Source organism: Candidatus Pelagibacter bacterium nBUS_29 (genome assembly GCF_051200905.1).
Lineage (GTDB): Bacteria > Pseudomonadota > Alphaproteobacteria > Pelagibacterales > Pelagibacteraceae > Pelagibacter.
Window position 1 is genome coordinate 1,204,931 of record NZ_CP172843.1, and the last position, 12,354, is coordinate 1,217,284.

Sequence of the window (12,354 nt, forward strand, 5' to 3'; positions counted from 1 at the left end):
TAATATAATCCTCTAATATTATTTTTCAATTTGACAATTTATTAAATAAAGTTTTACCAATTATTGAAGGTGATTTTGCTACTGTAATGCCAAATTCTTCCATTTTCTTAATCTTATCTTCGGCGCCACCTTTTCCTCCTGAGATAATAGCTCCTGCATGGCCCATTCTACGTCCTGGTGGAGCTGTAATTCCAGCAATAAAACCAACAATTGGTTTTTTAATTTTGTGATTTTTAACAAATTCTGCAGCTTCTTCTTCTGCTGTACCCCCAATTTCTCCTATCATTAAAATAGACTCTGTTTCTTCGTCATTTAAAAACAAATCTAAACAATCAATAAAGTTTGTTCCATTTATTGGGTCGCCTCCAATTCCAATACAAGTTGATTGGCCTAAACCGTTCTCAGTCGTTTGTGCAACTGCTTCGTAAGTGAGAGTTCCAGATCTAGATACAATTCCGACTGAACCTCTTTTATGAATATTTCCTGGCATAATTCCAATTTTGCATTCATCTGGCGTAATTATTCCTGGGCAATTTGGTCCAATCAATCTACTTTTAGAACCATTTAATTTTTGTCTAACTTTAAGCATATCCTGAACTGGAATACCCTCAGTAATGCAAACAATCAATTCTACAGATGCATCGATTGCCTCTATAATAGCTGCAGCAGCAAATTTAGCAGGAACATAAATCATTGATGCGTCCGCACCAACATTATTTTTTGCTTCAATAACACTATTAAAAACAGGTCTATCTAAATGCTTTTGACCACCTTTTTTAGGAGTTACTCCTCCAACTAAATTGGTTCCGTATTTAATTGCTTGCTCAGAATGAAAAGTACCATGTGCGCCTGTAAAACCTTGGCAAATTACTTTTGTGTTTTTGTTTACTAAAACAGACATATTATTTTATTGCCTCTACAATTTTTTTAGCTGCATCATCTAAATTTTCAGCAGATATCAATTTCAATCCTGAATTATCTAATATTTCTTTTCCTTCTTTGAAATTTGTTCCTGCAAGTCTAACAACTAATGGAACACTAATATTTATTTCTTTAGCAGCATCGACTACCCCTTGAGCAAGTACATCACATCTCATTATTCCCCCAAAAATATTAACTAAAATTCCCTTAACATTTTTATCAGATAGAATTATCTTTAAAGCCGCAGAAACTTTTTCTTTAGAAGCACCACCACCTACATCTAAAAAATTAGCTGGTTCTTTTCCATATAATTTAATTATATCCATTGTTGCCATAGCAAGTCCTGCTCCATTAACCATGCAGCCAATACTTCCATCTAATTTAATGTAAGCCAAATCATGTTTGCTTGCTTCTATTTCTGTTGGATCTTCTTCATTTAAATCTCTTAACTCAACAATTTCAGGGTGTCTAAATAAAGCGTTAGAATCAAAATTTACTTTTGCATCTAAGCAAATTATTTTTTCTTCTTTAGTTAAAATTAGGGGGTTAACTTCAACCATGTTTGCATCAGTATTTATAAACATTTGATAAATTGATTTTATTAGTGAAATTGCTTGTTTTTTTGCACTATCACTTAAGTTAAAGATTTTAACTATCTCCTCACATTCTTTATCTGAAATTTCATTATTTATATCAACTTTTGTTGTTATAATTTTTTCAGGTGAACTACTTGCTACCTCTTCAATATCCATCCCTCCTTGATCACTAGATATAAAAGCTATTTTAGAACTAGCTCTATCGACTAAACATGATAAATAAAACTCTTTATCTATATTTGACGACTCTTCAACGTAGAGTTTTTTAACTTCTCTACCCTCAGGACCTGTCTGATGGGTTACCAAAGTTTTTCCCATCAGTTCTTTTGCTGCATCAGTTAACTCTTCAATAGTATCTAAAATTTTTACTCCTCCAGCTTTACCTCTTCCACCCGCATGGATTTGTGCTTTTAATACATATTTTTTTGTATTTAATAATTTTGCTTTTTCTACTAATTCATCAACAGAAAGTGCAAACACACCCTCTGGAACGGTTGCACCATATTTCTTTAAAATTTGTTTGGCTTGATGTTCGTGAATGTTCATTATTACTTAGAAAGATCAGGATCTATTTTAGACGCTGCTTCCCAAAGAGCTTTGACTGCGTCAATGGAATGCATAAATTCTTTTTTTTCTTTATCATCTAAATCAATTTGCTCAATTTTCTCTACTCCATCTTTTCCTATAATTACTGGAACACCTGCATAAACATTGCTCACACCATACTCACCATTTAACTGAATAGCACATGGTAATAATTTTTTTTCATCATTTAAATATGCTTCTGCCATCTGAACTCCTGATGCTGCAGGCGCATAAAATGCAGATCCTTTTTCAAGGTATTTCACTATCTCAGCCCCACCATCTCTAGTTCTTTGATTTATTTCCTCTAATCTTTCTTTGGAAATTTTTCCCTCTTTTACTAAATCAAGCAAAGGTTTTCCTAAAACTTTTGTAAATCTAGGCATTGGTACCATAGTATCTCCATGTCCACCCATTACCATTGCATCTATTTCTTTTACAGGAACATTTAATTCTAAAGACAAAAATAATTTAAATCTTGAGCTATCTAAAATTCCAGCCATTCCAACAACCTTGTTAGCTGGTAAACCTGAAAATTTTTGAAATGCCATTACCATGACATCCAAAGGATTAGTAATACATATAACAAACGCGTTAGGGGCATTTTGCTTAATTCCTTCTGCTACTTGTTTAATAATTTTTAAATTAATTCCTAATAAGTCATCTCTGCTCATGCCTGGTTTTCTTGGTACACCAGCAGTAATAATTATTACATCAGAGTCTTTAATATCTTTATAGTCATCTGTGCCAGAAAATTTTACATTAAAACCATCAACTGATGAAGATTGCGCTATATCTAAAGCTTTTCCCTTTGCTATTCCGCTTGCAACATCAAACAAAACTACTTCGTTTACTAGCTCTTTTGTTCCAATTAAGTGTGCTAATGTTCCGCCTATTTGACCTGCACCAATTAATGATATTTTAGTCATGTTTTTCCTTATTTCATTGTTGGCATTACAAATTCCGCGTTTGAACGAATACCTGATGGCCATCTTGATGTTACTGTTTTTAATTTTGTATAAAATTTTATTCCTTCCATACCGTGCATTGCACTATCTCCAAATAAAGATCTTTTCCATCCTCCAAAACTATGAAACGCCATTGGAACCGGAATTGGAACATTAATACCAACCATACCTACTTGAATTTTACTTGCAAAAGTTCTGGCAGCATCTCCATCTCTAGTATAAATGCTTACTCCATTTCCATACTCATGATCATTAATCAATTTAGCTGCATCTTCGAAAGTTTTTACTCTAATAACTGATAGCACTGGTCCAAATATTTCCTCTTTATAAACTCTCATGTCTTTTGAAACATGATCAAATAAGCAACCACCAATATAAAAGCCATTTTCATAACCTTGGAGTTTTAAGTTTCTTCCATCTACAACTAGTTTTGCTCCCTCTTCAACACCTAGATCTACATAACTTTTAACTTTTGCTAAATGATCTTTAGTAACCAGGGGTCCCATTTCTGAAGTTTTATCCATGCCTGGACCAACTTTTAAAGCTTCAGCTTTTTTTGATAATCTCGAGACTAATTCATCACCTATGTCACCAACAGCCACCGCCACAGATTGGGCCATACATCTTTCGCCTGCGGAACCATAGGCTGCACCCATTAATCCATTTACAGCTCCATCTAAATCACAATCAGGCATAACCACTAAATGGTTTTTAGCTCCACCTAATGCCTGAACTCTTTTTTCATTTTTAGCTGAATTTTCATAAATGTATTTAGCAATAGGTGTTGATCCTACAAAACTTACCGCTTTTACATCTTTGTTTTCTAAAATTGCATCAACTGACTCTTTGTCTCCATTAATAACGTTAAATACACCATCTGGAAGCCCTGCTTCTGTAAGTAATTGTGCTAATTTGATTGCACATGAAGGATCTTTTTCCGAAGGCTTAAGTATAAATGTGTTTCCACATGCTATAGCTATTGGAAACATCCACATTGGAACCATTGCTGGAAAGTTAAAAGGTGTTATTCCAGCCACAACTCCTAACGGCTGTCTCATTGACCAGCTATCAACATTAGTTCCTACATTTTCTGAAAACTCACCTTTTAATAAATGAGGAATTCCACAAGCAAATTCAACTACCTCTAGTCCTCTTGTTAGTGAACCTTGGGCGTCATCATAAACTTTACCGTGCTCAGAAACTATTAATTTTGTTAGTTCATCCGAGTTTTTTTCAATTAATTCTTTAAATTTAAACATCACTCTTGCTCTTTGAAGAGGAGGTTTTAATGACCAAGTTTCAAAAGCTTTTTTAGCAACTTCAACTGCTTGATCTAAGTCTGATTTTGAAGCAAGTCTTACTTCAGATTCTTGTTCTCCAGTTGCAGGATTAAAAACTTTGCCCTTTTTATCTGATGAACCAGGAATAATTTTTCCACCAACGAAGTGCTCTATTAATTTCATGAATAGGGTCTTTTAGATCAAAAAAGCTTATTAGTCTATTTAAACATTGGCTGTAGCAATCATTTTTTTAATTTCAGCAATTGCTTTTGCTGGATTCAGGCCTTTTGGACAAGCATTTGTACAATTTAGAATAGTGTGACATCTATAAAGTTTTAATTCATCTGCAACTTTTTTTAATCTTGCTTTTCTCTCTTCATCTCTACTATCAATGATCCACCTATAAGCTTGAAGAAGAACTGCAGGACCTAAATATTTATCACCATTCCACCAGTAGCTTGGACAAGATGTTGAACAACATGCACACATAATACATTCATAGGCACCATCAAGTTTAGCTCTTTCTTCTTTTGATTGAACTATTTCAGTTGTTTCTTTCGTTGAATTATTTTTTAACCAAGGCTCAATTGATTGATATTGTTTGTAAAGCCCATCTAAATCCCCAATCAAATCTCTTTTAACTTTTAAGTGTGGTAAGGGATAAATATCTATATCACCATCAATTTCTGCATGAGGTGTGGTACATGCAAGGCCATTTTTACCTCCCATGTTCATAGCACAAGATCCGCAAACTCCATGTGCACAAGATCTTCGGTAAGCTAATGTTGGATCAATTTCATTCTTAATTTTATTAAGAATATCCAAAACTTTTGATGGACAATTATCCATATCCACTTCATAGGTATCTAACCTTGGGTTTTCTCCTGTGGACGGGTCCCATCTATAAACGCTAACTTTTCTTAAATTTTTTGAACCAGTTTTATCTTGATAATATTTACCCTTAGTTACTTCAGAATTTTTAGGTAAATTTATTTGAACCATTAATACACTCTTTCTTGCGGTGGAAAATATTGTACTTCGTTTGTCAGAGTGGACTTATGTACTTCTCTATAGCCAATTTTTGTGTTCTTACCATCGCACCAGGCAAGTGTATGTTGCATAAATTTTTCATCATCTCTTTTAGGATAATCTTCTCGAGCATGAGCTCCTCTACTTTCTTTTCTATTATATGCAGAGTCTACTGTCACTACAGCTTGTCTAATTAAATTATCAAATTCTAAAGTTTCTACTAAATCAGTATTAAATACTAATGATTTGTCTTTTACTGATATAGAATCTAATCCATCATAAGTTTTTCTTATTTCTTCAACTCCTTCTTTGAGAGTTTTTTCTGTTCTAAAAACTGCACATTTAGATTGCATTGTTTTCTGCATCGCTAGTCTTAATTCAGCTGTGCCAGTGTCTCCATCTGCATTTCTAATTTTATCAAATCTATCAATACATTTTTGTGTTTCATTCTCACTAATTTCTTCATGTGGTGCTCCAGGTTTAACCAGCTCAGCAGCTCTTTTTGCTGCTGCTCTTCCAAAAACAACTAAATCAATTAGAGAATTGGACCCCAATCTGTTTGCTCCATGAACTGAAACGCAGGCTGCTTCTCCAATAGCCATTAAGCCTGGCACTGTTTTTTCAGAACCATTCACTGTTAAAACTTCTCCTTTATAATTTGTCGGAATACCTCCCATATTATAATGAACAGTTGGCACAACTGGAATTGGTTCTTTGGTGACATCAACATTTGCAAATAATCTTGCAGCGTCAGTTATACCTGGCAATCTGCTTTCAATAATTTCTTTATCTAAATGACTTAAGTTAAGATGAACATGATCTTGATCTTTTCCAACTCCTCTTCCTTCATTAATTTCAATTGACATTGACCTGCTTACTACATCCCTTGAAGCTAGATCTTTTGCATTAGGAGCATATCTTTCCATAAATCGCTCACCTTTAGAATTTGTAAGGTAACCTCCTTCACCTCTAGCTCCCTCAGTTATTAAAGTACCGTGACCATATATTCCTGTTGGATGAAATTGTACAAATTCCATATCTTGTAAAGGTAATCCAGCTCTAAGAACCATTGCATTACCATCACCAGTGCAAGTGTGAGCTGAGGTTGCTGAGTAGTATACTTTTCCATAACCACCTGTTGCAATAATTACAGTATGTGCTCTAAATCTATGAATTGTTCCATCATTTAAATTCCATGCAATCAATCCTTTACACTCACCATCTTTCATCAATAAATCCAAAGCAAAATATTCTATAAAAAATTCAGTATTATGTTTTAGAGCTTGTCCATAAAGAGTATGCAATATTGCATGGCCCGTTCTATCAGCTGCCGCACAAGTTCTTTGTACTATTCCGTTTCCATAATTTTTAGTCATTCCACCAAATGGTCTTTGATAAATTTTCCCTTCTTCAGTTCTGCTAAATGGAACACCATATTTTTCTAGTTCAATTACTGCTTTTGGGGCTTCTTTACATAGGTACTCAATACTATCCTGATCACCCAACCAATCAGCACCTTTTACAGTATCGTACATGTGCCATCTCCAATCATCTTCACCCATATTTCCTAGAGCAGCTGAAATTCCACCTTGAGCAGCAGATGTATGGCTTCTTGTTGGAAAAACTTTTGAAATACAAGCTGTTTTTAATCCAGCTTCACTTAATCCTACAGCAGCTCTTAGACCAGACCCACCTGCTCCAAGAACAACAACATCGTATTCATGATCAATAATTTTATAAGAACTCATTAGTTTAGATTAAATAAAAAAATAATTGTTAATAATGGAATAATTATAGCAGAAATAAATAATAGTCTGTTTGCGACATATTTGATTTTATCCTCTGTTATATAATCTTCAAAAACCTCACTAATATTTAGTGCAGAAAAAAAGTAAGCAAAAATAATAAATAAGCTAAATAAAAATTTAGAAACTGAATTAGAAAAAAATTCTACTAATTCAAAATGATTTTGGTCATAAATTTCTATAAAATTTACTGCAAACCAAAACATTAACGGTAACAACATCACTGATGATATCTTTAAAAATACCCATTTTTTTGTAGCTAAATTCATATTAAATTTTTACCTATTAAATAAATCAAAATAGTTAATACAAATGATCCAAAGATAACCATAAAACCTGTGATACGAGTTGTTTGTAATTCAAAACCATAGCCCATATCCATGACCAAGTGTCTAATTTCACTTAACATTTGGAAGCTAAAAGACCAAACTAAACCTATTGCAATAAATTTTCCAAATATAGAATTTAAGAATTGATTTATTAAACTATAATTTGCATCACCTAACACTAAAAAAGAAACCCAAATACAAATCAATGTAATTGCAGCAATATTAATAATTCCTGTTATTCGGTGAGAAATAGATACTAATGATGAAATGTGCCACCTATAGATTTGTATATGTGGAGATAAAGGATTTTTATTTTCCATAAAAATTATTTTTAATTAATGTTTCTGCAATCTCAACTGCGTTTAAAGCTGCACCTCGTAAAAGATTATCTGAGACAATCCACATATTTAAGCCATTCCTTACTGTTTTGTCCTCTCTTATACGAGAAATAAAAGTTTCATCTTTTCCCTCAGCTTCAATAGGCGTTGAATAACCTTTGTCAGCTCTTTCATCAATTACTTTACATCCTTCAAAATTATCTAAGGCATCTCTAACTTTTTCTAATGAAAAAGAATTTTCAAATTCCATGTTAACTGACTCTGAATGAGAAACTAACACAGGCACTCTTACACAAGTAGCCGTTAAATCAATTTTGCTATCTAAAATTTTTTTTGTTTCATTTGTCATTTTAAGTTCTTCTTTTGTATAACCATCATCTGAAAATACATCTATGTGAGGAATTGCATTAAATGCGATTTGCTTTGTAAAGTTTTTAGACTCTATTTTATTATTTTGTAAAACTTGTTTTGTTTGCTCTATCAATTCATCCATGGGAGCCTTACCACCTCCTGAAACTGATTGATATGTTGAAACAACTATTCTTTTAATCTTAAATAAATCATGCAACGGTTTTAATGCTATGACAAGTTGAGCTGTCGAGCAGTTTGGATTTGCAATAATATTTTTCTTTATATTGTGTAAATGGTCTGAATTTACTTGAGGCACTATTAATGGTACATCTGGGTCCATTCTATAAAAACTTGAATTATCAATCACCAAAGAATGTTTTGCGGCAACTCCAGCAAAATTTTCTGAAATTTTTCCCCCTGCTGCAAAAAAAGTAATTTTTACTTTTGAAAAATCAAAAGTCTCTAAATCGATTACTTCATGCTCTTTTCCATTGAAAATAATTTTAGATCCTGCACTTCTAGATGATGCTAATAAATACAAATTATCTATAGCTAGATCTTTTCTTTCTAGAACTTCTAATATTTTTCTGCCTACATTACCAGTGGCTCCAACAATAGCTATATTCATGATTTTGTTAAAGTTTATACTAAATGAAAGGTAAATCGCAAACGTTTCCAGTACAAATATTGCCGTTTATCTCAGCTTTCACACTTAGAGACACTTCCCAGTAAGGCTTTTTAATCATTGCGATGCCAATTACTTTTTCGAAATGTGGTGAATAACATGCTGATCTTAATTCTCCAATAATGTTATTATTTTCATCTTTTAAGTCTAATGATCCTGATAAGCTGACCTCTTTAGCTTCAAATTTAATTCCCATAAGTTTTTTTTTAATTCCATTTAGTTTAACTTTTTTAAGATTTTCTTTTCCTAAAAAATTTATTTCATTATCTAATGAAACGTATTGATCAAAACCACATTCGAATGGATTATCATTATTGTCAAAATCATTTCCATACGAAAGCAATCCACTTTCAATTCTTTCAATTAAATTTGGGCAACCTGGTTTAACATTAAATTCTTTTCCTATCTCAAACAGGTGGTCATACAATCTCTGTCCTGATTGTGTGTCTTGAACATACACCTCATATCCCCCTTGTTTAGACCATCCAGATCTAGCAATTAAATGCTTTACTCCTTCAAAATCAAAATAACTAAAACCAAAAAATTTTAGTTCTTTAATTATTTTTCCAAATACCTTCTCCATTAAATCAAAAGATTTAGGGCCTTGAACAGCAATAATATCAACAACTGGTTCAATAATTTTGACATCAAATTTATATCCAGATGCTAAACCTTTTGCAAAAAAAATCACATCTGAGTCAGCAATTGATATCCACCATTTATCTTCTGCTAACTTTAAGATTACAGGATCATTTACTAAATTTCCTGAACCATCAATAATTGGACAATAATAACATCTTCCTATTTTAGATTTTGATAAATCTCTACATGTCATCAATTGAACTAGTTTTGCAGAATCTTTTCCTTGAATTTCAACTTGTCGTTCAGCTGCAACATCCCAAACTTGAACATCTTTTTTTAAATGCTCATATGAGTCTTCAATAGATCCAAATGCTGCAGGTAAAAGCATATGATTATAAACAGTATAAGCAGTTACACCTTGTTTCTCTATTCTTGAAGTGTATGGAGTACTTCTAAGTCTCCTGGATTTTGCAATTGAATACTGTTTCATTTTTGTAAAAATTCTAAGACTTTTTCCCGCATTTCAAAAGCTTTTTCAATCATAATCATATGTCCACATTCATCAATAATGTGAGTTGTAGAATTATTAATCATATTTGCAAATTTTTTTCCTACTTCTATGTTAACCATTTTATCTAAGGAGCCCAAAACAAGCATGGTGGGACAATCAATTGTTTTTGCCGCATTTGAACCATTGCTGTAATTGTTGCAAGCAACAAGATCTACTCCTAATATTCTACTAATATCTTTCGGAGATTGGATTATTCTTTTTATAGGATTTCCACCTATAAATTTTTTTGACCCTTCGTAACCCCATTTCATCATTAATTTAACAGCATCTGAGTCTCCGTTTTGAGCTAGGTCTATTAAGTCTTGATTTACTGGCATTTTATAAGAGCCACCAACAAATACTAACTTGTTTATTCTGCTCTTATATTTATTTGAGTATTCAAGCATTTCCAAACACCCCTGAGAATGACCAATTAAAATAACTTGTTTTAATTCCAATTTAATAAATACTTTTTCTAACCAGTCTGCGATCTCTTCTATTGTGTGAAGACAGGGCCCTGCAGAATTACCATGTCCAGGAAGATCAACGGATAAAACATTGAAATTTCTATTTGCAAAAAATTGTTCAACTAAAGACCAAATTATATGAGAAAGACCACTGCCGTGAAGAAAAATAATAGTTTCTTTTTTATGATCTAATTCTTGACCAGCATCTGACGCATAAATACTTTTATTTTCTATTTCGAATATCAAATAATTTCCTAGAATTGCTTTCTTAATTCAAATTTCTGAATTTTTCCTGTTGATGTTTTTGGAAGTTCACAGAAAACAACTTTTTTGGGAACTTTAAATCCAGCTAAAGTTTCTTTACAAAAATCTATTAATTCCTTTTCCGTAACTAGTTTGTCTTTAACTATTTCTATAAATGCACAAGGAACTTCACCCCATTTATCATCTGGTTTAGCAACTACTGCTGCAATGGAAACAGATGGATGTTTTGCAAGTGTATTTTCAATTTCAATAGATGATATGTTTTCTCCTCCAGAAATAATTATATCTTTAGATCTATCCTGTATCTTAACGTATCCATCAGGATGCATAACAGCTAAATCACCTGTATGAAACCAGCCTTCAGACATCGCTTTATCTGTTGCATCTTTATCTTTGAAATATCCCTTCATTACAATATTTCCTCTGATCATAATTTCACCAATAGTTTTTCCATCATGTGGAACTTGCTTCATTGTTTCAGGATGCATAACTGTAACCCCTTCAGTATTTGGATATCTAACGCCTTGTCGTGCTTTAATTTCATTCTGCTTATCTTCATCAAAATTGTTCCATTCATCATTCCAAGCACATTGCGTAACATGGCCATACGTTTCCGTTAAACCGTAAACATGCATTACTTCAAATCCTAAATCATTCATTTTCTTAAAAATGATACTGGGTGGAGGAGCTCCTGCTGTTAATACATGAACTTTGTGATTTAATTTTTTTCGATCACTCTCTGGGGCTCCTGTGATCATATTAAGTATAATTGGTGCACCACCAAAATGAGTTATTTTATATTTGTCTATTAATTCAAAAATTTTTTTAACATCTATATTTCTTAAACAAATGGTTCTTCCGTTTAACATTGGGATAGTCCAAGGATAACACCAGCCATTACAGTGAAACATTGGCACTATAGTTAGAAAATTTAGTCTATTCGGCATATTCCATGCAACTGAACTTCCAGTAGACATCAAGTACGCACCTCTATGATGATAAACAACTCCCTTTGGGTTACCTGTTGTTCCTGAAGTGTAACTTAAGGAAATAGCCTGCCATTCATCCTCTGGCATTTTCCAATCATAATTTTCATCGCCAGTATCTAAAAAATCTTCATATTCATATTCACCAATCTTTTCCAACTTTGATTGATCTGCATATTTGTCATTTATATCAATAATAATAATTTTTTTATCTATCATGCTTAAAGCTTTTTTAACTTCTACATGAAGTTGTCTGTCCACAACTAATACTTTGGCTTCACTATGGTCTAATATATAGGCAATAGTGTTTGCATCCAATCTAACATTAATTGTGTTTAGCACTCCACCAGTCATTGGAACTGAATAATGTGCCTCAAAAATTTCAGGAGTATTAAACGCTAAAAATGAAACTGTATCTCCTTTACTAATTCCAATTTTTGATAATGCGCTAGCAAATTTTACTGACCTCTTATAAACTTCTGACCAAGTATACTTTCTATCTTCATAAACTATTGCTTCATAATTGGGATAAACATCTTTAGCTCTTTCTAAAAAAGTTAATGGAGAAAGAGGAATATGATTAGCTTTGTTCTTATCTAAATTTACATCGTAACTACTCAT

General features: G+C 32.6%; 12 protein-coding genes. All 12 read right to left on the reverse strand.

All coding sequences use genetic code 11. The features are described from left to right. Positions 1-25: 25 nt before the first annotated feature. Genes sucD through ACIJYA_RS06480 form a run of 12 tightly spaced genes read right to left on the reverse strand, consistent with a single transcriptional unit; the run spans position 26 to position 12,354 of the window. Entirely contained in the window at positions 26-901 is an 876-nt protein-coding gene (gene sucD, locus ACIJYA_RS06425) for a succinate--CoA ligase subunit alpha (protein WP_435088165.1), read from the reverse strand. Position 902: 1 nt separating this feature from the next. Then, entirely contained in the window at positions 903-2,063 is a 1,161-nt protein-coding gene (sucC, locus tag ACIJYA_RS06430; protein WP_435088167.1) for an ADP-forming succinate--CoA ligase subunit beta, read from the reverse strand. A 2-nt stretch (positions 2,064-2,065) separates the two neighbouring features. Continuing rightward, a complete protein-coding gene (mdh, locus tag ACIJYA_RS06435; protein WP_435088169.1) occupies positions 2,066-3,028 on the reverse strand; it encodes a malate dehydrogenase in 963 nt (320 codons plus the stop codon). Positions 3,029-3,036: 8 nt separating this feature from the next. Further along, on the reverse strand, positions 3,037-4,530 hold the full coding sequence (locus ACIJYA_RS06440; RefSeq protein WP_435088171.1) for a CoA-acylating methylmalonate-semialdehyde dehydrogenase: 1,494 nt from the start codon (positions 4,528-4,530) through the stop codon (positions 3,037-3,039). A gap of 39 nt (positions 4,531-4,569) precedes the next feature. Then, entirely contained in the window at positions 4,570-5,349 is a 780-nt protein-coding gene (locus ACIJYA_RS06445; RefSeq protein ID WP_435088173.1) for a succinate dehydrogenase iron-sulfur subunit, read from the reverse strand. After that, on the reverse strand, positions 5,349-7,124 hold the full coding sequence (gene sdhA, locus ACIJYA_RS06450) for a succinate dehydrogenase flavoprotein subunit (protein ID WP_435088174.1): 1,776 nt from the start codon (positions 7,122-7,124) through the stop codon (positions 5,349-5,351). Before sdhA ends, ACIJYA_RS06445 begins: the two co-directional genes overlap by 1 nt. Further along, on the reverse strand, positions 7,124-7,450 hold the full coding sequence (gene sdhD / locus ACIJYA_RS06455; protein WP_435088175.1) for a succinate dehydrogenase, hydrophobic membrane anchor protein: 327 nt from the start codon (positions 7,448-7,450) through the stop codon (positions 7,124-7,126). The genes sdhA and sdhD overlap by 1 nt, the downstream gene beginning before the upstream one ends. After that, the gene (gene sdhC / locus ACIJYA_RS06460) at positions 7,447-7,830 is read right to left on the reverse strand and encodes a succinate dehydrogenase, cytochrome b556 subunit (RefSeq protein ID WP_435088176.1); all 384 of its coding nucleotides are present in this window, start codon (positions 7,828-7,830) and stop codon (positions 7,447-7,449) included. Before sdhC ends, sdhD begins: the two co-directional genes overlap by 4 nt. Then, positions 7,820-8,827 carry an aspartate-semialdehyde dehydrogenase gene (locus tag ACIJYA_RS06465; RefSeq protein ID WP_435088178.1) on the reverse strand — a complete coding sequence of 336 codons (1,008 nt, stop codon included), beginning with the start codon at positions 8,825-8,827 and terminating at the stop codon, positions 7,820-7,822. Before ACIJYA_RS06465 ends, sdhC begins: the two co-directional genes overlap by 11 nt. Positions 8,828-8,846: 19 nt before the next feature. Beyond that, positions 8,847-9,956 carry a dimethylsulfoniopropionate demethylase gene (locus ACIJYA_RS06470; RefSeq protein ID WP_435088180.1) on the reverse strand — a complete coding sequence of 370 codons (1,110 nt, stop codon included), beginning with the start codon at positions 9,954-9,956 and terminating at the stop codon, positions 8,847-8,849. Continuing rightward, entirely contained in the window at positions 9,953-10,729 is a 777-nt protein-coding gene (locus tag ACIJYA_RS06475; protein WP_435088182.1) for an alpha/beta fold hydrolase, read from the reverse strand. Before ACIJYA_RS06475 ends, ACIJYA_RS06470 begins: the two co-directional genes overlap by 4 nt. An 8-nt stretch (positions 10,730-10,737) precedes the next feature. Then, a complete protein-coding gene (locus tag ACIJYA_RS06480) occupies positions 10,738-12,354 on the reverse strand; it encodes a long-chain-fatty-acid--CoA ligase (RefSeq protein WP_435088184.1) in 1,617 nt (538 codons plus the stop codon).

What these genes read in the sequence shown, in the direction of transcription:
- sucD (WP_435088165.1), bottom strand. Translation starts at nt 901, where the DNA reads ATGTCTGTTTTAGTAAACAAAAACACAAAAGTAATTTGCCAAGGTTTT.
- sucC (WP_435088167.1), bottom strand. Translation starts at nt 2,063, where the DNA reads ATGAACATTCACGAACATCAAGCCAAACAAATTTTAAAGAAATATGGT.
- mdh (WP_435088169.1), bottom strand. Translation starts at nt 3,028, where the DNA reads ATGACTAAAATATCATTAATTGGTGCAGGTCAAATAGGCGGAACATTA.
- ACIJYA_RS06440 (WP_435088171.1), bottom strand. Translation starts at nt 4,530, where the DNA reads ATGAAATTAATAGAGCACTTCGTTGGTGGAAAAATTATTCCTGGTTCA.
- ACIJYA_RS06445 (WP_435088173.1), bottom strand. Translation starts at nt 5,349, where the DNA reads ATGGTTCAAATAAATTTACCTAAAAATTCTGAAGTAACTAAGGGTAAA.
- sdhA (WP_435088174.1), bottom strand. Translation starts at nt 7,124, where the DNA reads ATGAGTTCTTATAAAATTATTGATCATGAATACGATGTTGTTGTTCTT.
- sdhD (WP_435088175.1), bottom strand. Translation starts at nt 7,450, where the DNA reads ATGAATTTAGCTACAAAAAAATGGGTATTTTTAAAGATATCATCAGTG.
- sdhC (WP_435088176.1), bottom strand. Translation starts at nt 7,830, where the DNA reads ATGGAAAATAAAAATCCTTTATCTCCACATATACAAATCTATAGGTGG.
- ACIJYA_RS06465 (WP_435088178.1), bottom strand. Translation starts at nt 8,827, where the DNA reads ATGAATATAGCTATTGTTGGAGCCACTGGTAATGTAGGCAGAAAAATA.
- ACIJYA_RS06470 (WP_435088180.1), bottom strand. Translation starts at nt 9,956, where the DNA reads ATGAAACAGTATTCAATTGCAAAATCCAGGAGACTTAGAAGTACTCCA.
- ACIJYA_RS06480 (WP_435088184.1), bottom strand. Translation starts at nt 12,354, where the DNA reads ATGAGTAGTTACGATGTAAATTTAGATAAGAACAAAGCTAATCATATT.